Origin of the sequence: Kribbella sp. NPDC048915 (assembly GCF_040649595.1) — a bacterium.
GTDB lineage: Bacteria > Actinomycetota > Actinomycetes > Propionibacteriales > Kribbellaceae > Kribbella.
Map to the genome: position 1 here is coordinate 18,080 of NZ_JBEZFT010000002.1, position 21,640 is coordinate 39,719.

The 21,640-nt window shown below is 69.5% G+C and carries 20 protein-coding genes; 8 read left to right on the forward strand and 12 right to left on the reverse strand.

Going from position 1 to position 21,640, the window contains the following annotated elements:
• Positions 1 to 9 precede the first annotated feature (9 nt).
• From AB0B82_RS01230 to AB0B82_RS01240, 3 genes are all read right to left on the reverse strand, one after another.
• A complete protein-coding gene (locus tag AB0B82_RS01230) occupies positions 10 to 837 on the reverse strand; it encodes a TIGR03936 family radical SAM-associated protein (RefSeq protein ID WP_360161139.1) in 828 nt (275 codons plus the stop codon).
• A gap of 64 nt (positions 838 to 901) precedes the next feature.
• Positions 902 to 1,402: a DUF1772 domain-containing protein gene (locus AB0B82_RS01235; RefSeq protein WP_360161141.1), complete on the reverse strand. Its 501-nt coding sequence runs from the start codon at positions 1,400 to 1,402 to the stop codon at positions 902 to 904.
• A 112-nt stretch (positions 1,403 to 1,514) separates the two neighbouring features.
• Positions 1,515 to 3,764, reverse strand: a complete 2,250-nt coding sequence (locus AB0B82_RS01240) for a M64 family metallopeptidase (RefSeq protein WP_360161143.1) — start codon at positions 3,762 to 3,764, stop codon at positions 1,515 to 1,517.
• A gap of 195 nt (positions 3,765 to 3,959) precedes the next feature.
• Between AB0B82_RS01240 and AB0B82_RS01245 the strand changes: the two genes are divergently transcribed.
• Both AB0B82_RS01245 and AB0B82_RS01250 read left to right on the forward strand, forming a co-directional pair.
• Positions 3,960 to 4,757: a lysophospholipid acyltransferase family protein gene (locus AB0B82_RS01245; protein WP_360161145.1), complete on the forward strand. Its 798-nt coding sequence runs from the start codon at positions 3,960 to 3,962 to the stop codon at positions 4,755 to 4,757.
• A gap of 39 nt (positions 4,758 to 4,796) precedes the next feature.
• Positions 4,797 to 5,675, forward strand: a complete 879-nt coding sequence (locus tag AB0B82_RS01250) for a prephenate dehydratase (protein WP_360161147.1) — start codon at positions 4,797 to 4,799, stop codon at positions 5,673 to 5,675.
• Here the strand turns inward: AB0B82_RS01250 and AB0B82_RS01255 are convergent.
• Both AB0B82_RS01255 and AB0B82_RS01260 read right to left on the reverse strand, forming a co-directional pair.
• Positions 5,672 to 6,187, reverse strand: coding sequence for an NUDIX domain-containing protein (locus tag AB0B82_RS01255; RefSeq protein ID WP_360161149.1), 516 nt, complete (start codon positions 6,185 to 6,187; stop codon positions 5,672 to 5,674). The genes AB0B82_RS01250 and AB0B82_RS01255 overlap by 4 nt on opposite strands.
• Positions 6,188 to 6,543: 356 nt before the next feature.
• Positions 6,544 to 7,197 (reverse strand): DedA family protein, encoded by a 654-nt coding sequence (locus tag AB0B82_RS01260; RefSeq protein ID WP_360161151.1) that lies wholly within the window; start codon positions 7,195 to 7,197, stop codon positions 6,544 to 6,546.
• 385 nt (positions 7,198 to 7,582) lie between these two features.
• On the opposite strand from AB0B82_RS01260, the gene AB0B82_RS01265 reads away from it, so the two are divergent.
• The 5 genes from AB0B82_RS01265 to AB0B82_RS01285 all read left to right on the forward strand — a co-directional run bounded on the left by AB0B82_RS01265 (position 7,583) and on the right by AB0B82_RS01285 (position 13,638).
• Entirely contained in the window at positions 7,583 to 9,925 is a 2,343-nt protein-coding gene (locus AB0B82_RS01265) for a M43 family zinc metalloprotease (protein WP_360161153.1), read from the forward strand.
• Positions 9,926 to 10,213: 288 nt separating this feature from the next.
• A complete protein-coding gene (locus AB0B82_RS01270) occupies positions 10,214 to 11,539 on the forward strand; it encodes a M20/M25/M40 family metallo-hydrolase (protein WP_360161155.1) in 1,326 nt (441 codons plus the stop codon).
• Positions 11,536 to 11,853, forward strand: coding sequence for a hypothetical protein (locus tag AB0B82_RS01275; RefSeq protein ID WP_360161158.1), 318 nt, complete (start codon positions 11,536 to 11,538; stop codon positions 11,851 to 11,853). Before AB0B82_RS01270 ends, AB0B82_RS01275 begins: the two co-directional genes overlap by 4 nt.
• A 10-nt stretch (positions 11,854 to 11,863) precedes the next feature.
• Positions 11,864 to 13,159: an HAD-IA family hydrolase gene (locus AB0B82_RS01280; protein ID WP_360161160.1), complete on the forward strand. Its 1,296-nt coding sequence runs from the start codon at positions 11,864 to 11,866 to the stop codon at positions 13,157 to 13,159.
• A gap of 98 nt (positions 13,160 to 13,257) precedes the next feature.
• Positions 13,258 to 13,638, forward strand: coding sequence for a hypothetical protein (locus tag AB0B82_RS01285; protein ID WP_360161162.1), 381 nt, complete (start codon positions 13,258 to 13,260; stop codon positions 13,636 to 13,638).
• 906 nt (positions 13,639 to 14,544) lie between these two features.
• Here the strand turns inward: AB0B82_RS01285 and AB0B82_RS01290 are convergent.
• The 3 genes from AB0B82_RS01290 to AB0B82_RS01300 form a co-directional block, all read right to left on the reverse strand.
• Positions 14,545 to 16,476 (reverse strand): TIGR03960 family B12-binding radical SAM protein, encoded by a 1,932-nt coding sequence (locus AB0B82_RS01290; RefSeq protein WP_360161164.1) that lies wholly within the window; start codon positions 16,474 to 16,476, stop codon positions 14,545 to 14,547.
• A gap of 104 nt (positions 16,477 to 16,580) precedes the next feature.
• Positions 16,581 to 17,324, reverse strand: coding sequence for a 3-oxoadipate enol-lactonase (gene pcaD / locus AB0B82_RS01295; RefSeq protein WP_360161165.1), 744 nt, complete (start codon positions 17,322 to 17,324; stop codon positions 16,581 to 16,583).
• Between the two features lie 85 nt (positions 17,325 to 17,409).
• Positions 17,410 to 17,877, reverse strand: a complete 468-nt coding sequence (locus AB0B82_RS01300) for an Lrp/AsnC family transcriptional regulator (protein ID WP_360161167.1) — start codon at positions 17,875 to 17,877, stop codon at positions 17,410 to 17,412.
• A 79-nt stretch (positions 17,878 to 17,956) separates the two neighbouring features.
• Between AB0B82_RS01300 and AB0B82_RS01305 the strand changes: the two genes are divergently transcribed.
• Entirely contained in the window at positions 17,957 to 18,361 is a 405-nt protein-coding gene (locus tag AB0B82_RS01305) for a DUF2000 domain-containing protein (protein ID WP_360161169.1), read from the forward strand.
• Here AB0B82_RS01305 and AB0B82_RS01310 read toward each other — a convergent pair.
• The 4 genes from AB0B82_RS01310 to rodA form a co-directional block, all read right to left on the reverse strand.
• Entirely contained in the window at positions 18,344 to 19,219 is an 876-nt protein-coding gene (locus AB0B82_RS01310; protein WP_360161171.1) for a sigma-70 family RNA polymerase sigma factor, read from the reverse strand. The two genes, AB0B82_RS01305 and AB0B82_RS01310, sit on opposite strands and share 18 nt — an antisense overlap.
• Positions 19,168 to 19,611 carry a carboxymuconolactone decarboxylase family protein gene (locus tag AB0B82_RS01315; RefSeq protein WP_360161173.1) on the reverse strand — a complete coding sequence of 148 codons (444 nt, stop codon included), beginning with the start codon at positions 19,609 to 19,611 and terminating at the stop codon, positions 19,168 to 19,170. The genes AB0B82_RS01310 and AB0B82_RS01315 overlap by 52 nt, the downstream gene beginning before the upstream one ends.
• 67 nt (positions 19,612 to 19,678) lie before the next feature.
• Complete coding sequence (locus AB0B82_RS01320) at positions 19,679 to 20,404, reverse strand: hypothetical protein (RefSeq protein ID WP_360161175.1); 726 nt, start codon at positions 20,402 to 20,404, stop codon at positions 19,679 to 19,681.
• A 69-nt stretch (positions 20,405 to 20,473) separates the two neighbouring features.
• Positions 20,474 to 21,640: a rod shape-determining protein RodA gene (gene rodA, locus AB0B82_RS01325; RefSeq protein ID WP_360161177.1), complete on the reverse strand. Its 1,167-nt coding sequence runs from the start codon at positions 21,638 to 21,640 to the stop codon at positions 20,474 to 20,476.

Here is a 21,640-nt window from a genome sequence, read left to right on the forward strand (position 1 = left end):
CGCCCGCGCTCAGGGCACAGAGGGAGCGGCGGCGTCGCCCTCCGCTGTGTGCGTCTGGTGGGGACCTGCCTGGCCGGTCGCGGTCGCCTGGTTGGCGTCGCGGTCACGAGCGAGCGGGTCGTCCACCGTGCCGGTGTCCGCGGTGAGCGGGCCCTGGGCGAGCCTGGTCAGTTGAGCCGGGCCCGTCACCGGGAGCGTCGCCACCTCGCGCACGCCGGCGAGAACGTCGTCGGGTCTCACGGCCGGGGTTCCGTGCCGTAACACCACTTGCAGTATCGCACATGCCGCAACCGGCCCCGGTTCACTCGCGACGGTGAGTCGGAGAACGGCAGCCCGACAATCGAACGATCGAAGCCCCCGTTTGGTCATGCGCTCGACCAGAATCTCGTCCCGGCCGAGGAACTGCTCGACCGCCGCCGCGGCGGCGTCCGCAGCCACGCCCGGCAGCGTGATCCGCCACTCGCTGGCCTCCAGCCGGTCCGCCAGCGACCCCGGTCCGGCGACGACCACCTCGAGGACGTCGAGTCCGGGCGGCAGCGCCTCGTCGAGCGCGGCGCGGACGGTTTCAGGGTCCCGCTCCTGTGTGAGCGAGATCTCCAAGTACTCCGCCTCCGAGGCGGCTCCGGTCGGCGCGGCACCGGCGTACGAGATCTTCGGGTGCGGGCTGAATCCGTGCGAGAAGGCCACCGGCAGCGCGGCCCGGCGGACGGCGCGCTCGAACGCCCGCTGGAAGTCGCGGTGTGAGGTGAATCGCAGCCGCCCGCGCTTGGCGAACCGCACCCGCAACTTCTGGACGGCGGGGAGCTGCTGCGACGGCGGAGCTTGAACTGGTGGCACACCCGCATTCTCGCAGGTCCGGCCCCTCCCGCTGACCGTCCCCCCGCGTCCCCACCCGGACGGCTCAGGGCTGTACGGCGGACCGCCCGGTCAGGTACAGCGCCCAGCCGAGGAGCCCGAACGAGACCAGCGTGAGCAGCGTCCGGACCAGGTTGTACGTCCGCCACTTGGCCTCGTCGAACGCGGCCCGAGCGGCCGCCACGTCGATCGACCCCGGGTCACCGGCCGCCTTGAGCGCGTCGTTCAGCGGGACGTTCACCCGAATGGTCAGGATCATCGTCACCAGGTACAGCACGAACGCGACCGCGATCCACGGCAGCGCCTTCTCCCCCACGCTCAGCACGCCCGCGAGCAGCGTGAAGACCAGCGCGCCGAGAAACCCGAGCCCGAGGAACAGCGGGTTCAGAATCGCCCGGTCGACCGCCTGGAACGCCCCGACGAACGTGCGGTCGTCGGTCGTCGCGAGCCCCGGCATGAAGGCGTTGGCGTAGATCGCATACACGCCCGCGACCAGGCCCGTCGTCATCGTTGCCAGCATCAGGGCGGCCACCCGCAGTCCGTTCATCGATCTCCTCCGGTACGACGCAGTACGGCGGGAACTCCCCGCACCGGAAAAGCTATGCGTCAGGCCCCGCCGCGGAACATGTCGGCGGGGCTCAACTCCATGTCCGCCCGGCTCAGAGCCGCGCGCACTGCCCCGAACGCGGCCCGGACACCTGGTTGGGTGCCTCGAGGTTGGCCGGCGCAGGCGCGTTCCCCGAGCAGCTGAGCGGCCCGTCGACCGTGTTGCCGGCCAGCGTGGCGGAGTCGGTCGTCCGGCTGTTCGTCACCGACAGCGGTCCGCGGACGGTACTGCCGACTGCGACCACGCTGCGGGTGACACCGTCGGCGCTGACCGGTCCGGCGACTGTCGAACGCAGGAGCTGCAGATCAGCCGCCCGCTCGGCCCGCACCGGCCCGTTGACGCGAGCGTCCGTGGCAACCAACGACGCGCCGGCGCCGACGAGGACCGGACCGTTGACGGTCGCACCGGTCAAACAGGTCACGCCGTCGCGCACGGACAGCGGCCCGTCGTGGGTCCCGGTGAGCGTCGTCGTACACACCGGCGCGGGCTTCAGCAGCGTGACCGCGAACGAGCGGGCGCCGCCGATGTTGCCGGTGGCATCGATGGCGCGGTACTCGATCCGGTGCCGGCCGTATCCGGGCGGTACGTCGTCCCACGGCACCACCCGCGGTACGCCGAGCTTGCCGTAGACGAGCTGGTCGATCTCCGTACCTTCCACGGTGAAGCGGTACGGCGCGGACGCATCGGTCGGCCAGCCGTAGTAGTTGTACCAACCGTCGCCGTCGACGCGGAACTCCGGGACGACGTACCCCGTGGTGTCGTCCTGCGCCACCAGCCCCATCGTGAACGCGTCGTTGTACACGTACTCAGGCCCTGTCGGCTTCTGCACCGTGAGCAGCGGCTTCGACAGCGTCGGCGCGACGTCGGGGTCGACGCCGTCGACCTCCCAGGTCAGCGTCTGGTCACCGGCCTGCGCGGTCAGCACGTGCCGCCCTGTGAGCTCGAGCGGAGCCAGGTCGAGGTCGCGGTCGTTCCCCGGGTTCGCCACCGGCTGCCCGTCGAGCTTCCAGGTGATCGCCCCGGCCGACTGCGCGGTCTCGGCGTACACGACCTCGTCGGCGCTGACCGGGTGATCCGTCGGCGTCGACCCGGTGAACGCCGGATCGACCGTCTGCCCGCCACTCACGGTGGTGTCTACCGTCCACGTGCGCGAGGCGGTCGGCCGGACGGCGGGGTCGCGGATGAACTCGGTCGGGTCGACGATCGTCGCCGTCAGCGTGTGGGTGCCCGGTGCGAGGTCGAGGGTGGCGAGATCGACGCTGCGGGCATTCGCGGTCGGCAGCGTCGTACCGTCGAGGGTCCAGGTGACGTCGAGCTCGTGGTCGACCGGGTGCAGCGTCTGCAACCAGACCACCTGGTCAGCGGCGACCACGCCCGCCGGCGTGCTGTCCTGGAACAGGTTCGCCTTGGCCGAGATGCGCTGGGTCATCCGCTCCCGCGACGGCTGGTCGAAGTAGTACCCGAGGGCCTTCATCATCGAGTGCGCACTCGGTCGCCAGACGCCCGATCCGGCGTACATCCCGCCCTCGTACCGCCCGATCGTTCCGCCGGACTCCGACGGTTCGCCCAGCCAGCGGTACCACTTCTGCTGCTGCGCGAGCATCTGCGCCTCGGTCAGCAAGGTGTGGTGGCTCGAGGACGGCTCCGGCCCGACGTACGGCGCTCCGCGCTCACCGCGGGCGTAGTAGTCGTACTCGTCCTGCAGTCCGCCGAGCGAATGGCCGAGCTCGTGCGGCGTGATCAGGGCCGACAGCGCGTTTCCGCCCGACGCGGTCGCGTACGCGCCGCCCGCACCGCCGTACGTGTCACTGTTGCCGATAGCAAGGATCTGCCGGTTCGCACTGGTAGTGCCGGGCACCAGGTCGGCGTACTGCGTCGCGGCCGCCTGGCTGACGGTCAGCAGCCGCTGCACGCTGTTCGGGTTGCAGCCGCCCCAGAAGCCCATCTGCAGCGGGGTGTCCCGCTTGGGGTCGGTCAGGCCGGGATCGCAGTCGACGCCGGACTCGGGCGACGCGATCTCGACGGCGTAGACGTTGACGTAGTTCCGGTACGACTTGAACGGCTCGATGCTCCACAGGATGTTCAGGTGCTTGTCGAGCTGCTCGCGGAACTTCGGCAGCTCCGCCGTGGTGTAGCCGTCGCCCATCACCACGAGGTTGAACCGCGAGGACGCCGGGCCGGTCACCTGGATCGGTACGACGGTCGCGTCCGGGGCGGCTGCCCGCGCCGGCAGGCTCACCAGGACGGCGCTGAGCAGCGCCAGGACTGCGGTCAGGACAGCGGTGTGCGGCTTGGTGCGCATGGTGTCTCCCCCACCTGGGCGGACGGTGCCGTCAGCAGCTTACGAACCTTCGCGCGGCGATGTCAGGCGTTCCCGCGTGGCGACGTACGGGCCAACCAGGCGTTCGTGGGGCATCATGATGGCTCGGGGACAGTGTGAGGCAGCGTCGACCGGCGTACCCTGCGTACCCCGCGAACCGCTGAAGAAGGGACACCGATGACGGAACCGGCACAGTCGCCGCGGCGGGAGCCGGACCCCCCGGTCGTGGATGCCGGGGACGGCGACGGCAAGGGCATCTACTGGCTGCTGAAACACGTGCTGGTCGGGCCGCCGGTGAAGCGGATCTTCCGGCCGATCGTGATCGGCGCCGAGAACGTGCCGGAGACCGGGCCCGCGATCATCGCCAGCAACCACCTGTCGTACTCGGACTGGATCTTCATGCCGTTGGTGCTGCGGCGCCGGGTCACGTTCGTGGCGAAGTCCGACTACTTCACCGGGGCCGGGATCAAGGGCCGGTTCCAGCGCGGGTTCTTCAAGGGCACCGGCCAGGTGCCGATCGACCGGTCCGGCGGGTCGGCGTCCGAAGGCGCGATGCGGGCCGGGATGAAGGTGCTCGAGCGCGGCGAACTGTTCGGCATCTACCCCGAGGGCACCCGCTCGCACGACGGCCGGCTGTACAAGGGCCGGACCGGCGTCGCGCGGCTCGCGCTGGAGGCGAAGGTGCCGGTGATCCCGTGCGGCGTGATCGGCACCGACAAGGTCGCCCCGCCCGGCAAGGTGGTCGCGTCGTTCTCCCCGCCGACGGTCAAGTTCGGCGAGCCGCTGGACTTCTCCCGGTACGAGGGCATGGAGGGCGACCGGCTGATCCTGCGGGCCGTCACCGACGAGATCATGTACAAGATCATGGAGCTGTCCGGCCAGGAGTACGTCGACATGTACGCCACCAAAGCCAAGGCCCTCGAGGGCCGCGCGGTCACCGGGGTACCCAAGAAAGTCCGTAAGACGGACACCTGATCCGGGTTCTGAGATGCTCCGGGTCTAGTCTGGTAGATCGTGGACGGACCGATCGCTTATCAGGGTGAGCCAGGCGCCAATTCGGCGATGGCGTGCACCGACATGTTCCCCGACCGCGAGCAGCTGCCCTGCACGACGTTCGAGGACGCGCTGGAGGCGGTCAGCAGCGGGCGAGCCGCGCTCGCGATGATCCCGGTCGACAACTCGATCGCCGGCCGCGTCGCGGACATCCACCACCTGCTGCCCGAGTCCGGGCTGCACATCGTCGGCGAGTACTTCCTCCCGATCCACTTTCAGCTGCTCGGCGTCCCCGGTACCTCGATCGACCAGATCAGTACCGTCCGCAGCCACGTGCACGCGCTCGGGCAGTGCCGCAAGATCATCCGCGAGCACGGCTGGTCCACGGTGGTCGCCGACGACACCGCCGGCGCGGCGCGCGAGGTGTCGGAACTCGGCGACCCGACCGTGGCGTCCCTGTCCCCGCGGGCGGCGGCAGAACTGTACGGGCTCGAGACGCTGGCTTCCGACGTGGAGGACGAGCACCACAACACGACCCGCTTCCTGGTCCTGTCCCGCGAACCCGACGTACCCCCGGTCGGGTCCGGTCCGGTCATCACCTCGTTCGTGTACCGCGTCCGGAACGTGTCGGCGGCGCTGTACAAGGCCCTCGGCGGGTTCGCCACCAACGGCGTCAACATGACCAAACTGGAGTCGTACCAGCTCGGCGGCATGTTCTTCGCCACCCAGTTCTACGCCGACATCGAAGGCCACCCCGAGGAGCCGAACGTCGCGCTGGCGCTGGAAGAACTCGCCTTCTTCTCGGTCGAGGTCCGCATCCTCGGCGTCTACCCCGCCAACGAGTTCCGCGCCCAAATCGCCGAACCCGCCGCCAACCGAGCCCTCCGCCCCCACCACTAGCGCACTCCGAGGACCGCGCGTACTGCGGCACTCAACCGTTTGCTGTCGCCGGTGCGCAGGTCGAACCACTCGGCGCCCGCTGTGTCCGGCGAGCGGTGAGAGTTTGGCGGGTCGGCCGGGGGCGGCACGTCGGCGAACACGCCCCGATGGTGAAAGTCGATCAGCTCGCCCGCGGACGAGCGCTCGACATGGACGCTGAACTCGGCGAATCCGGTGGACGCGGTGAATCCGGTGGACGCGGTGAACCCGGCGAATCCGGTGGACGCGGTGAGCTGGGGGGACGCGGTGAGCTGGGGGGACGCGGTCGGTTGTACGCCGAGCTCCTCGTACAGTTCCCGCTCCAGGGTCTGCGCCCAGGTCTCCCCCGGCTCGGGTTGCCCACCTGGGAGGTCCAGCAGGCCGGTGTACGGCCCCCGGGTCTTGCGAACCAGCAGGATGCGCTGAGCGTCGGGAATCCGCAGGTCAAGGATCCTCGCGTACACCCCGAAGTGGTACTGCGGCACCGGGCCCATCGCCGGATGCTAACGCGTGCATCAGGCGACAGCGTGCAATCTCAACAGGAGGTGTACGCCGTCGGGGTAGTGCACCTACGCGTAAATCCGCCCCCGCGTACACCGTTTCGAGGTGCACTATCTGTCGAGCTGACACACCTGCCCACCCACCCCCAGCCGGCCGCCGACCTTCGAGGCCCGACCTGCGAGCTCCACCACCGCCCCGCTCCCACGCACCCGGCTTTGACCGCCACGCGGCCTCCTGCCCGGCTTACTCCTGCCCCGCCCGCGCCAACCAGCTGCCAGCACTCGGGTGGGCGAACCCCATCCGGGGGCAGCGCACAGGAAATATCAGGTCCCCACCCACCACAGCCTGTTCACACCCCCGGCACCTGTCCGCAACCCGATCGGCCCGATCGATCCGATCCGCCCGCGCGATGCGAGCGTCGTACCCGCCAGACCACCAGCGCGACGACCGCGACGCCCGCCACGACGAGCGCGGTGGCGCGGCCGAAGGTGTGTTCGACGCGGTCGTAGGAGTTGCCGGCGAGGTAGCCGAGCAGCACCACCGCGCTCCCCCATACGATCCCGCCGGCTGCGTTGAACGCGAGGAACTTCCGGTACCGCATCCCGGACATCCCCGCGAGCGCCGGCATCGTGGCGCGGAAGAACGCGACGAACCGTCCGAGGAACACCGCCGTACCGCCCCGCTCGGCCAGCTGCCGCCGCGCCGACTCGAGCCGCCCGGCTCGCCGCTGGACCATGGGTAATGCCAACAATCGTGGACCGGCGTACCGCCCGAGCTCGTACCCGACCGTGTCGCCGAGGATCGCCGCGCCGATCACGACCACCAGCACAAGCCCGACCACCGCATGCCCCACCGCGGCCGCGACCCCACCCAGCACCGCAGCCGTCTCCCCCGGTAACACGAACCCGACGAACAGCGCGTCCTCGGCGAACACCAGCAACCCGACGACGCCGTAGACAGCAACCCCCTGCAACCCGAGCAACCACCCGGTCAGTGACTTCACCTCTCCAGCGTCCCACCCGCCCGAAACTCCCACGCCGGATGCCGCTCGGACAGTACGTCGCGCCCCCCGCCCACTCGCCGACCGCCAGCCGAACATCGCGTGGATCCCCGCGGCGTCGTACGTCAGCGATTCAGATCGACGGCGAGCAAGTGCTTGAAAGTGGGCAACGGTACAAGGGGTTCGGGCGAAGTTGAGTGCCGGGGTGCGAAGGGTTGTGCGCGGGCGGTGAGCGGCGGATCGTGATGCGTAGAGCAGCTGACTTTGGGGGCCTACTGTTCGGTGGGGGAAGGCGGCCGGTCCGCCTTCGGTCGAGAGCGTGCTGGGGGTGTCTCCTCGGTTCGGCGAGCCGCCGCCCTGCTCGGGTGCCCCCGCGGAAGGGGGAAAGATGCCGAGGAAGGCCAACGGGCGAGCGGACAAGCACCGTGACGAGCACCGGATGCCGGGCGAGACCGCGTCGACCGAGCCGAACGGGCATTCCGCCGGGCCATCGGCGGCGGGCGGGATGCCGACGTCCGCGATGAGCGGTGCAGATGGCGGTACGGCGAACATGAGCGGGAGCGGATCACCTGCCGCCGGGATGAACAGCCCCGGGTCACCCGCCGCGGGCATGAACAGCCCCGGCTCGCCGGCCGCGAACATGAGCGGCGGCCAAGGCGCCGGCATGAGCGGCCAAGGCGGCATGAGTGGCCAAGGCGGCGGCATGAGCGGCGCCGGGATGAGCGGCCGACCGGGAGGTGCCGGCATGAGCGGCGACTCCGGCGGAACCGAACTCCCGAACCGCCGCCAGTGCGGTGTGATGGACGTGCACCGGCGCCTGCTGACGACGTCCGCCGAGTACGCCGCGGCGCGGTCCGCCCTCGAGACCGCGACGATGGACTACGTCGCCCGGCACGAGCGGTTCAGCGGCATCGCGCGCATCCCGTGCGTCGTCCACGTCGTCTGGAACACCAACGCCCAGAACATCTCGCAGGCCCAGATCGACAGTCAGATCGAGGTCCTGAATCGCGACTTCCGCGCCACGAACCCGGACACCAGCATCGTGCCGAGTGCGTTCAGCGGCCTGATCGCGGACTCGCGGATCGAGTTCTTCCTGGCCACCGAGGACCCGAACGGCAACCCGACCAACGGCGTCACCCGGACCCAGACCAGTGTCACCGGCTTCGGCACCGACGACCGGGTGAAGTCCTCGGCGACCGGCGGTATCGACCCGTGGCCGACGGACCGGTACCTGAACATCTGGGTCTGCCAGCTCAGCGGCGGCCTGCTCGGGTATGCACAGTTCCCCGGCGGACCGGCCGAGACCGACGGCGTCGTGATCCTGCACAGCGGGTTCGGCACCACCGGTACGGCGGCGGCGCCGTTCGACCTCGGGCGGACGACGACGCACGAGATCGGGCATTACCTGAACCTGTTCCACATCTGGGGCGACGACGGTACCGGCTGCAGCGGCAGCGACGAGTGCGCCGACACCCCGAACCAGGCCGGCCCGAACTTCGGCGTACCGACGTTCCCGCACGTGACCTGCAGCAACGGGCCGAACGGCGACCTGTTCTACGACTACATGGACTACACCGACGACCGCGGCATGGTGATGTTCACCGCCGGACAGGTGGAGCGGATGCACGCCTGCCTGGACACGGTCCGCAAGGACCTGCCGGAGTTCGGCGCGGCCGAGGGCACACCGGAACCGGCCGGGTCGGTGGTCGCCTGGGGCGCGAACCGGCTGGACGCGTTCGTGCTCGGCACCGACCTGGCGATGTATCACAAGTGGTGGGACGGATCGGCCTGGGGACCGTCCGTCGCGGGCTACGAGAACCTGGGTGGGATCTGCATGAGCGCTCCTGAAGTCGCGTCCTGGGCGCCGAACCGGCTGGACGCGTTCGTCCTCGGCACCGACCACGCCTTGTACCACAAGTGGTGGGACGGCTCGTCCTGGAACGGCTACGAGTACCTCGGCGGCATCTGTATGAGTCCGCCGCGGGTGGCGACCTGGGGTCCGGACCGGCTGGACGCGTTCGTGATCGGGACCGATCGCGCGCTGTACCACAAGTGGTGGGACGGCTCGTCCTGGAACGGCTACGAGTACCTCGGCGGGATCTGCATGAGCCCGCCCGAAGTCGTTGCCTGGGGCTCCGATCGACTCGACGTGTTCGTGCTGGGCACCGACAACGCGGTCTACCACAAGTGGTGGGACGGCTCGTCCTGGAACGGCTACGAGTACCTCGGCGGGATCTGCGCGTCGCCGCCGCGGGTGGTCGCCTGGGGTGCGAACCGGCTCGACATGTTTGTCATCGGCATCGATTCGGCGCTGTACCACAAGTGGTGGGACGGCGCGTCGTGGTCGGACTGGGAGTACATGGGCGGTGTCTGTACGACGGCGCCGACCGTGGTGTCGTGGGGCGAGAACCGGCTCGACGTGTTCCTGCTCGGCACCGATTCCGCGCTGTACCACAAGTGGTGGGACGGGTCCGCGTGGGGGCCGTCGGTCACCGGGTACGAGTACATGGGTGGCATCTGCACCGACGAGCCGCGCGTGGTCTCGTGGGACGCGAACCGGCTCGACGTGTTCGTCACCGGCACCGACAAGCAGCTGTACCACAAGTGGTGGGACGGCTCGGCCTGGGGACCGTCGGTCACCGGGTACGAAGCACTCGGCGGCGTGATCAGCGACTTCAAGGTCACGATCCCCGAGACGCCCGCCGCGATCGGGCAGGAGGTCCAGCTCTGACCGCGCCTCCGACCGGACGCTGGACGCATTCCGTCGAGGAGGACCACGACGGCATCAGCGTCTATCGCCGCGAGAACTTCGCCTTCCCGCCGGCCCGCGGCCGGCGGGGGGTGGAGATCCGCGCCGACGGCACGCTCGTCGAGTTGCTGATCGGCCGGGGCGACGCACCCGTTGCCGGACCGGTCGGCCGGTGGGACGCCACCGGCCGCCTGACCCGGAGTACTGGCGAGTCCGGGCGCGTCGTCTCGGTTGCACCCGATCGGCTCGAAATCGCTTGGGGATGAACTCATGAGCACAGGACCAGTGCGCTATCTCGTCGTACCGACCGCGGACGCTGCCGGCGGCGCGAGGTCGGCGCGCTTCGGGGACAAGACGCTGCTCTGGGCACCCGCGGACCAACGGCTCGGACGGGCATCGCGGACCGCGCCCGGTCTGCTGCTCGTCACGCAGATGGGCCGCAGCTTCCAGAACGAGTTCCCGGACGTCACACCGCTCCTCGACCACGGTCGGCACCTGGTCATCTCGGCCGCCGACAAGCCGCGGCGGCGCTCGAACAACTGCTGGCGGATCGAGCCGTTGCGGGCCGGCACGAAGGTGGTCGACATCCCGGTCGCCGCGCCCGCACGGTCCGACCCGTACGTCGCGGAGTTGGCCGCCGACGTTTCCACGGCGTCGTACCAGAGCGACCTGACCTGGCTGGCGAACCTCCCGACCCGGCACTCGTGGAGTACCACGTTCACGCAGGCCATCGACTTCGCCAACGATCGCCTCGTTGCCCTCGGCTACCAAACGACACGGATGCCGATCACTGTCGGGGCCGGGCAGTCGGCCAACCTGATCGCGGACCGGACCGGGGCCGGTACGAATCGCGGTCTCGTGATCGTCACCGCCCATCTTGACTCGGTCAATCTCTCCGGCGGTACGGGCGCCGCGGCTCCGGGTGCCGACGACAACGGCAGTGGCTCGGCCGGCGTCCTCGAGCTCGGGCGACTGCTGGCCTCGAAGACCTGGCAGCACGACATCCGGTTGATCCTGTTCGGCGGCGAGGAGCAGGGCCTGTTCGGCAGCAAGCAGTACGTCGCGACGCTGCCGCCGGCCGAGCGGACCCGGGTACGCGCCGTACTGAACATGGACATGATTGGTACCCGGAACACCGCGACCCCGACCGTTCTGCTCGAGGGCGCCCAGGTGTCGACCGGTCAGATCGCTGCGCTATCGACCGCGGCCGCGACGTACACCGGTCTGCAGGTCGAGACGTCACTGAATCCGTTCGCGAGTGACCACGTCCCGTTCATCACCGCAGGCATGCCGGCGGTCCTGACGATCGAGGGCGGGGACAGCGCCAATGGCAACATCCACTCCGCGAACGACCTCCTGACCTTCGTCGACTGGTCGTTCGCCACCGAGATCCTGCGGATGAACATCGCCGCGCTCGCCGGCTGGCTGGAACCTGCGGCCGCGCGCCGCCGCCCACGCCCGGCCGGTTCCGTCGTGTCGTGGGGCCCCGGCCACATCGACGTCTTCGCGGTCGGCACCGACGCGGCCCTTCTGCACAAGGCTTTCGACGGCACCTGGCACGAATTCGAGTCATTGGGCGGGGTCGTGTTGACATGAGTCCCACCACTTTTCACGCTGGGAAGCCTGCCGCTTGGAGCAGAGACCAGCAGGTTCGGAGCGCCGGCGTCCACGAGATCTGGGCGCTGCGCGGCTTCGCGCTTCCGGGGCACGTGATGGTGCTGACGGCAACCGGCTGGCAGCGCGGGTGGCTGATCGGCCGCGAGCACAGCCCGAGCGGCTGGCAGGGACTGGTTCAGTACGAGGCCGGCGACTCCGAGATCACCGAGTACCTTCCGGCTGACCGGATCGCGTCGCCGGACATCCGGCCCGCGCCACATCATCGAGACACTGCGCCGGGGAGCACCGTCTAGACTGACCGGCATGTGGAGCCCGAACGCACGCGACGTGGGCGGGCTCCCGACCCGGTACGGCGTGCCAACCCGGTCAGGTGCCTTGATCCGAACCGACGCTCTGTTCGAGTTGAGCAACGAGTTCGTTGCCCTCGACGCCGGGTTGGTGCTCGATCTGCGCTCGGAGTGGGAGCTGACGCAACCCCATCCGCTCGACGGCGCACCGGCGTACCGGCGGATCCCATGGATCGATCCGCAAGCCGAGCGGTTCCGCGACGCGGAGGCGGAGCCACGGCTGCTCGACGTGTACCGCAACAGCCTGACGCGGAACGCCGCGCACATCCGACAGGTCTTCGCCGCGATCGCCGCCGCGCCGGCGGATCGCCCGATCGTGGTGCACTGCAAGGCGGGCAAGGACCGGACCGGCCTGACGATCGCGATCCTGCTCGACCTGGTCGGCGTACCGCGGGACGTGATCGCCGCCGACTACGCGGTCAGCGAGGTCCACCTCGGCACCCAGGACGGACCCGAGTTCGGGCGGACGCGTCCTGAGACGATCCTTGGCTCGCTCGATCATCTGGACGACCTCGGCGGTGTGCGGGCGTACTTGTCCTGGCTCGGGCTGAGCCCTGCGCAGATCCACCGGCTCGCGACACGACTCGTACCGATCGACGTCGAGGCGATCGTGTTCGACTTCGACGGTCTGCTGATGGACACCGAGACCACGATGGTCGAGAGCTGGCAGGCCGAATGGGCTCACCACGGCCTCGAACTCGACCTCGACACGTTCTGGCCCGACCACGGCGGCGACATCACCGACGACCGGTACGCCGTCCTCGCTGCCGCCGTTGGCTCCGGGTTCGACCACGCCGAGAGCCACGCGCGACGCCTCGCCCATCGCGAGCGACTGCACGCGACGCTCGATTTCCGGCCGGGGATCCGCGAATGGATTTCTGCTGCCCGCGACCTCGGCCTCACCGTGGCCATCGCCAGCAGCTCGCCGCGCACCTGGGTTCGGGGCCATCTGGAGCGCGTCGACGCGGTCGGTTGGTTCGACCTGATCGTGACCGGCGACGAGGTCGACACCCACAAACCCGACCCGGCGATCTACAAACTCGCGCTCGAACGGCTCGACGCCCGCCGGGCGATCGCCGTCGAAGACACGGCCCACGGCGTCGCCGCCGCACAAGCAGCCGGCCTGTACGCGGTCGCCGTACCGAATCCGTATGTCACCGCCGACGCCGTGGCGCACGCGGACCTCGTCCTCCGCAGCGCGGCCGACCTCAGCCTCGGCGAGGTCCTGCTGTCGTCGATCGAAGCCTGCTGAACCTCTCGCAGTCCGCGGCGCGTTTCCAGGGATGGACGTTCGTAACAGAGTGCCCTACTCTGCTTACGCACCGTAAATTTCTCACACGAGGAGAACAGATGCGGAAACTCACCGGGATCGTCGCCGCCACCACCGCCCTGACCGCCGCCGGCTTCGCACTCGGAACGCCCGCCCAGGCAGCACCCGCCGGAACCCAGGCGTGCGACCTGGTGACGGGCAACTCGGTCGGCTACAGCGCCCTGATGCTGTACGTCGGCGTAGGCCTCGAAGGCTGCTCGAACAGCGTCACCGAGGTCACCGTCGAACTGCAGAAGGGCGACACCGCGAACGGCCCGTTCACCACCGTCGCCGAAACCAACGCCTACTCCGGCGGCGCCGCCTGGTTCGACGGCGGCACCGGCTGCGGCTACTACATCGGCGTAGCCCACTGGCAGAACCAAACCGAAACCACCCCCACCCCCGTCCACCACTGCAACTAGCACCGGCCGCGAGTCTCCTACGCCAGGGGGTTATCCGGCTCTTGTGACCGATGTGGGTGGTGACCGGGACTGGACCTGGGCACGCGCTTCGGCCGGTGGTCGAGGCTTGGGGAGGCCGGCCGCGAGGCCACGCACGCCGGCGAGATATCCGGTACTTGTGACCGACCCGCGGGTGGATCCGGGCCCGGGTGACCGAGTCCGCGCCCGCGCTGACCGACCGCGCGCTGAACGACCGCGCGCGTCCCCGCACGGTGGAAATCCAAGAACTCCCTGGACCGCGGCACGGCGTACGAGTGGATAACCCCGCGCCAGTCGTCGCGCCGGGCTGAAACGGAAGCTTGCACAGGTTGCGGTGGGTGTGGACAGGTTATTGCTTGTCCAACGTCCCTGGCGGGTGTCCAAGGTCCCTGGCGGGTGTCCAAGGTCCCGGCGGAGGCGCACGGTCCCGGACGGGGCTGCACGGTCCCGGACGGGGCTGCACCTTCCCGGACGGGGCTGCACGGTCCCGGATGGGTGGTCGCGGTCCCCGGTCGGAGCTCAAGGTGCCTCGGCTGCGGGGACGCGCACGGCCGTACAGCGCGGTCGTACAGCGCGGTCGCACAGCGCGGGCACGGACCCGGTCACTCCGACCCGCCCACGGATCAGTCACAAGAGCCGGATATCCGCTCGTGCCGGGGTTCTCTGCTCGTACACCGGCAGAGCCCCCCAACACCAGGGGTTACGCCTTCGAGTTGGCCCGCAGGATCCACCCGCGGCCGCGGTACCTCGGCGCAGTGAGCTCGCCGGGGCGGTGCGGTGAGTGCACCAGGCGGCGCAGCGAGTTCGCCAGGGCGGTGCGGTGAGCTCACCAGGCCGTGCGGTGAGCGCACCGAGCAGTGCGGTGGGCTCGCCGGGTGGTGCGCGGGGTCAGACGACGGACAGTGGGAGGAGTTTCTTGCCGGTCGGCCCTATTTGGATTTCGGTGCCCATCTGGGGGCAGACACCGCAGTCGTAGCAGGGGGTCCAGCGGCAGTCTTCGACCTCGATGGCGCCGTCTTCCTCCAGGGCGTCCTGCCAGTCTTCCCACAGCCAGTCGCGGTCGAGGCCGGAGTCCAGGTGGTCCCAGGGCAGAACTTCGGCGTACTCCCGCTCACGGGTCGTGTACCAGGCGAGGTCGACGGGCTCGTCGGCCAGGGCCTTCTCGGTGCACTCGACCCAGCGCTCGTACGAGAAGTGCTCGCTCCAGCCGTCGAATCGGCCGCCGTCGCGCCAGACTGCTTCGATGACGCGGCCGACCCGGCGGTCGCCGCGCGACAGCAGGCCTTCGATGATGCCGGGCTTGCCGTCGTGGTACCGGAAGCCGATCGCCTTCGCGTAGTTCTTGTCCGAGCGGATCGCCGCGCCGAGCTTCGCGAGTCGCGCGTCGGTCTCCTCGGAGCCCAGCTGCGCGGCCCACTGGAACGGCGTGTGCGGCTTCGGCACGAACCCGCCGATCGACACGGTGCACCGGATGTCGCGTCGGCCGGACGCCTCGCGCCCGGTCGCGATGACCTTCTTCGCGAGGTCGGCGATCGCCAGCACGTCCTCGTCGGTCTCGGTGGGCAGACCGCACATGAAGTACAGCTTCACCTGCCGCCAGCCGTGGCTGTACGCCGCCGCGACGGTGCGGATCAGGTCCTCCTCGGTGACCATTTTGTTGATCACCTTGCGCATCCGGTCCGACCCGCCCTCGGGTGCGAACGTCAGCCCGCTGCGCCGGCCGTTGCGGGAAAACTCGTTGGCCAGCGTGATGTTGAACGCGTCGACCCTTGTCGACGGCAACGACAGCGAGACGTTGCTGCCTTCGTACCGGTCGCCGAGGCCCTTCGCGACGTCCGCGATCTCACTGTGGTCGGCCGACGACAGACTCAGCAGGCCGACCTCTTCGAACCCGGACTGCTGCAGCCCGTTCTCGACCATGTCACCGATCGTGGTGATGCTGCGCTCGCGCACCGGCCGGGTGATCATGCCCGCCTGGCAGAACCGGCAGCCGCGCGTGCAGCCGCGGAAGATCTCCACCGAGTACCGCTCGTGGACGGTCTCGGCGAGCGGGACCAGCGGCTTCTTCGGGTACGGCCACGCGTCGAGATCCATCACCGTGTGCTTCGCGGTCCGGAACGGCACGCCCGGACGGTTCGGTACGACGCGCTGGATCCGGCCGTCGGGCAGGTAGTCGACGGTGAAGAACTTCGGGATGTAGACGCCGCCGGACTTCGCCAGCCGCAACAGCACCTCGTCGCGGCCGCCCGGGCGACCCTCGTCCTTCCACTCCCGGATCACCTCGGAGATCGCGAGCACGATCTCCTCGCCGTCACCGAGCACCGCGGCGTCGATGAAGTCCGCGATCGGCTCCGGGTTGAACGCGGCGTGCCCGCCGGCCAGCACGATCGGGTCCTCGTCGGTGCGGTCGACCGCGTGCAGCGGGATCCCGGCGAGGTCCAGCGCAGTCAGCATGTTCGTGTAGCCGAGCTCGGTCGAGAACGACAGCCCGAACACGTCGAACGCCCGCACCGGCCGGTGGCTGTCCAGGGTGAACTGCGGGATGCCGTTTTCCCGCATCACCTTCTCCATGTCCGGCCAGACCGAGTACGTCCGTTCGGCCAGGATGTGGTCGCGCTCGTTCAGCACCTCGTACAGGATCTGGACGCCCTGGTTGGGCAGCCCGACCTCGTACGCGTCCGGGTACATCAGCGCCCATCGGACACTGACCGCGTCCCACTCCTTGCTGACCGAGTTCAGTTCCCCACCGACGTACTGGATCGGCTTCTGCACACTCGGCAGCAGCGCCTCCAGGCGCGGAAACAGCGATTCGACAGTCATAAACACTTCCAGTCAGCGATCAGAGCGCCTACCAGCCTAACCGCGACCCGCCCGCAGACCAGCATCCGCTCGGTCCGAGCCGCCCGCACGCCCCTGCGGGGTTCTCAGGCGAGGTGGGCGAGGAGGAGGGGGTTGACGACCTCCGGGTGGGAGTAGGTGACGAGGTGGGCGGCGTTCTCGATGACTTCGAGATGGGCGCCGGGGATCTCGGTGGCCAGGTGGACGACGGTTTCGGCGGGGACGGAGGCGTCGGAGTCGGTGGTGATCAGCAGGACGGGGGCGGTGATCGAGCCGAGGCCGGGGAGGAGGTTGAGGGTGCTGAGCGCCTCACAGCACGCCGCGTAGCCCTCGGCGGGGCAGTTCAGGAGCATCTGGCGGATCGGCTCGGTGTCGGTGAACTCGGGAAGGAACCAGCGGCCGAGGGTGGCGTCGACGATCGCTTTCGTGCCTTCGGCGCGGACCTGTGCGGCGCGGTCGGTCCAGACGTCCGGGGTCGCGGCCGGGTTCGACGGCGGGCAGATCGCGACGATGCGGTGGAAGCGGTCCGGGGCGTTCTGCGCGAGCCACAGCCCGAGCGCGCCGCCGAGCGAGATGCCGACGTACGACGCCTGCTCGACCTCGAGCGTGTCCAGCAACCCCAGTACGTCACCGCCGAGGTCGTCGAACGTGTACGGCCCCTCGGGTACGTCGGATCCGCCGTGGCCGCGGTGGTCGAACGCGATCACGCGGAACCGCTGCGACAGCGCGTCGACCTGCGGCTCCCACATGCTGTGATCCGCGCCGAGCGACGCCCCGAGCAGGACGGCGGGCGCGTCGGCAGGACCGGTCTCCACGTAGTTGAGTCGCATGCTCCTCACCTTACGGAACTCACCCGGAACCCACCCGGAACCCACTCGGAACCCACTCGGAACTCACTCGGAACTCACCCGGGTCTCACGCGACGTCCTGCGGGGTCAGCGGCAGGACCGTCGTCCGGCGATGGTGCTCGAAGACGACGGAACTGCGGATGTCGGCGATCTCCTGGCGTTTCGCGAGCGCGAGGACCAGGTCGCGGAGCGCCGCGGTGTCCTTGACGGCGACGTGCGCGAGGAAGTCCGCACCCCCGGAGACCATGAACATGTCCAGGGTCTGCGGCAGGTCCATCACGTACGCCTGGAACGCGGTCGCCACCGCCATCGCCTGCGGCCGGAGCTTAATCGAGATGATCGCCTGCGTGGACCGATCGATCGCCTTCAGGTCGACGGTCGCGTGGTACCCGCTGATCACGCCGCGCTCGCGCAGTCCGCGGATCCGCTCCAGGCAGGTCGACGGCGCGATCTTCAGCTCGGCGGCCATGTCCCGGTTGGTCCGGCGGGCGTCGTTCTGCAGCATCCGCAGCAGCGCCGTATCAAGTTCGTCCATGCGGCCCAGTTTCGCAGATCCGCCGAACGATGTTCGGTCATTGTCACCCGAGGCCGCTCAGACAACTACCGTGACTGCCGTGCAGACGAACAAGATGGTCGTGATCATCGCGACCGAGGCGCCGCTCGGCGTCGCCCTCAACACCGCTGCCCTGCTCGGCGTCGGCCTGGGCAGCCACCACCGCGACACAGTCGGCCCGGACACCGCCGACGCGGCCGGCACGCCCCACACCGGCATGTGCGCGTACCCGATTCCGGTCCTCCGCGCCGACGACCTGCGGACCCTCCGCGCGCAGGCGGCGGCCCGCCCGGACGTCACGATTCACGACATGCACCAGGTCGCCCAGCGGGCGCGCACCTACGACGAGATGGCCGCCACGCTGTCCGGAACCAAACCCGGCGACATCGAGTACCTCGGCCTCGCGCTCTACGGCCCGCGCCGGTCGATCGACTCGCTCACCGGAGCGCTACCCCTCTACCGCTGACAGCTTCGCCGGGTTCGCTAGCACGCGGATGGCGGTGATCCGGGTGCCGTCGGAATCGACGGTGAGGACGTGCGGGACGCTGCCGATCACCGTCTTCACCGCAGGACCGGTGGCGAGCTCGACCGGCGTGCTGAGCACGTCGTCCTGACCGTAGATGTGGGTGAAGAACGCGGCGACCTTGTCGCGGCCGATGACCGGTTTGCGCGCGGCCCGGCGGCGCCCGCCGCCGTCGGTCCAGGAGACCACGTCGTCCTTGAGCAACGCCTCGAGCCGGGCCAGGTCGCCGTCACGGGCCGCTGCCACGAAGTCGGCGAGCAGTCGGCGCTGCTCGGCGGGCGTCGGCCGATAGCGAGGCAGGTCGTTGTCCAGGGCATGCATCGCCCGGCGGTGCAGTTGCCGGCAGTCCTCCGGCGTACGGTCGAGGATCTCGGCGATCTCGTCGTACGGGAGGGTGAAAGCGGTCCGCAGGACGTAGACCGCGCGCTGCGGCGGAGTGAGCCGTTCCATCAAGTGCAGCAGCGCCATCGACACGTCGTCGAGGTCGAAGGAGTCCGCGGGCACCGGCTCCGGCAGCCATTCGCCGACGTAGCTCTCGCGGCGCGCCTGCCGCCTGCGCAGGACGTCGACGGACAGCCGCGTCACCACCCGGGTCAGGTAGCGGCGCGGCTCCGTCACGTCGGCACGGTCGGCCGCGGACCATCGCACGTACGCCTCCTGCAACACGTCCTCGGCGTCGTGCCAGCTGCCGAGCAACCGGTAGGCGAGCCCGGCGAGCATCCCGCGGGCCGACGCGTACTCCTCGAGGATCAACTCGCGGGTTCGGGCTGCTTCCGGGTCGCGACGTTGAGACGGGTCCACAGGTTGATCATCCCAATCGCGAGCAGCACGTTCGCCGTCCCCTCCTCCCCGAACTGCTGGACGGCGGCGTCCCACACGTCGTCCGGTACGCCGGTGCGCTCGAGCACCGTGACCGCGTCGGTCAGCGCCAGCGCGGCGCGCTCCCGCTCGTCGTAGTACGACGAATCGCGCCACGCCGCGAGCCCGAACAGGCGCTCGGTGCTCTCACCGGCCTTCAACGCGTGCGTCGTGTGCATGTTCAGGCAGAACGCGCAGCCGTTGAGCATCGACGCCCTGACCTTGATCAGGTGCAGCAGCTCCTGGTCCACCTTGCCCTGCACGTAGTTCTCCACGCCGTACACGGCCCGGAAGCCGGCCGGCGAGACCTTGCTGAAATCCATCCGCTCGTCCATGACAACACGACGGCGACCGGATCTGCCGACGTGACAACTCCGGGCGTGACGCCGGTCACGCCGGACGTCAGGCAGGCTGTACGACGCTCCGCGCCTTGGTGAACGCCGCCTCGGTGGCGGCGTCGAGCTCGAGGTCCTGACCGGCCAGGATCCGCACCGACAAGGTCACGTCGTCCACCCCGGTGACGACCGCGACGTACTCGAGGCCGCGCTTCGGCCCGCTCGTACCGGTCAGCCGGAAGGCAAACGGCTTCGAGCCGTACTGCGGGGCGGTGATCGTCTCAACCTTCATCGAGGTGTTGCCGGCGCCCTCGGTCTTCAGCGTCACCTTGGGGCACGACTCGACCGCGTCGGCGTACGACTCGCGGAGCTCCTCGACCTTCGCGGCGGTGCCCATCGAGTGCAGGCCGTAGTCGATGTCCGGCCCTTCCGGACCGCCGCTGAACGACCGCGTCACGCTCGCCTTGGCACCCTTCGCCTCGGCGGCGTTCAGGTACTTCATCAGCGCCTTGCAGCTGCTGGTCGGCGCCGAGAACCGAACGGCGTTTTCGTCGGAGTCTTCTTCGGTGAAGCCCTCCGGCAGGTCGGCGAGCTCGAGCAGCGCCTTGGTCAGCTCGGTCTTCGTCCGGGTGATGGGCGCGGCCGGGGTCGTGGCAGTGGGGCTCGGGGTCGGCGTCGGTGTGACGGCCGGTGGCGCGGCGGTTTGCTGGTCGTCGCCTTGGCCACAGGCGGTCAGCGACAGCAGGAGAGCGGCGAGCGTGATCGACAGCGTGATCGATGGGGACCTGGTCATGGGGCCTTCCGAAGCTCCGGGCGGGGGCCGAGCAGGGAGCAGCGTACCTGACCGATCAGGCGAGGCGGGTCAGTACCGGTGGGACCTGAGGTGAATGTTCTGCAGCAGTCCGACCGCGAGCAGACAGGCGAACATCGAGGAACCGCCGTACGACACGAACGGCAGCGGCAGACCGGTGACCGGCATGATCCCGAGCGTCATGCCGATGTTCTCGAACGACTGGAACGCGAACCAGCAGACGATCCCGGTCGCCACCAGCCGGCCGAACGCGTCCCGCGCGTTCACCGCGATCCGCAGCCCGCGGAACAGGATGATCGCGAACAGCACGATGATCGCGCCGGCCCCGATCAGGCCGAGCTCCTCCCCCGCGACCGTGAACACGAAGTCGGTGTGCTGCTCGGGGACGAACGCGTTCTGGGTCTGGCCGCCGTGGAACAGGCCCTGCCCGAAGACGCCGCCGTTGCCGATCGCGATCCGCGCCTGGTTCACGTTGTAGCCGATGCCCTGCGGGTCCGACGACGGATTCATGAACGCGGTGAAGCGGGCGATCTGGTACTCCTTCAGCACCTCCAGCTTGATCGCGATCGCCGCGATCAGCACCCCCGCGCTGAGCAGGCCGAGCATCCAGCGTTTCGGGACGCCGGACACCGCGATGATCCCGAACACGATCGACCCGAGCACCATCACCGTGCCGAGGTCCGGTTGCAGCATCACCAGCACCACCGGTACGGCGGCGACCGCGATCGCCTGCGCGACGTCGATCGTGCGGGCGTCCTCGCGGCGATCGGTCTCGCTCTTCTCCGCGATCAGCAGCGCCATCCCGACGATCACCGCGAGCTTGGCGAACTCACTCGGCTGGATCGACATGAACGGCAGCTGGATCCACGACCGGGACCCGTTGATCGTCGACCCGACGCCGGGCACCAGGACCAGGATCAGTCCGATCACCGAGGCGACGTACAGCAGCGGGGCGAGGATCCGGACCCGGCGATGGTCGGTGATCGCGGCGCCGACCGCGAGCACCAGGCCGATCGCGAAGTTCATCGCGTGCCGGAACAAGAACGCGTCCGGGTTGCCGTCGGTCAGCGTCCGCCGGTTGTGGGTCGCCGACCAGATCAGCATCGCACCGAGGAACGACAGCGCGACGACGGCGAAGACCAGCACCCAGTCGACGTGCCACACCGTCGACCGGCGGTCCATCCGCGGCCTGGTCCGGATCGGGGTCAGCAGCGCCAT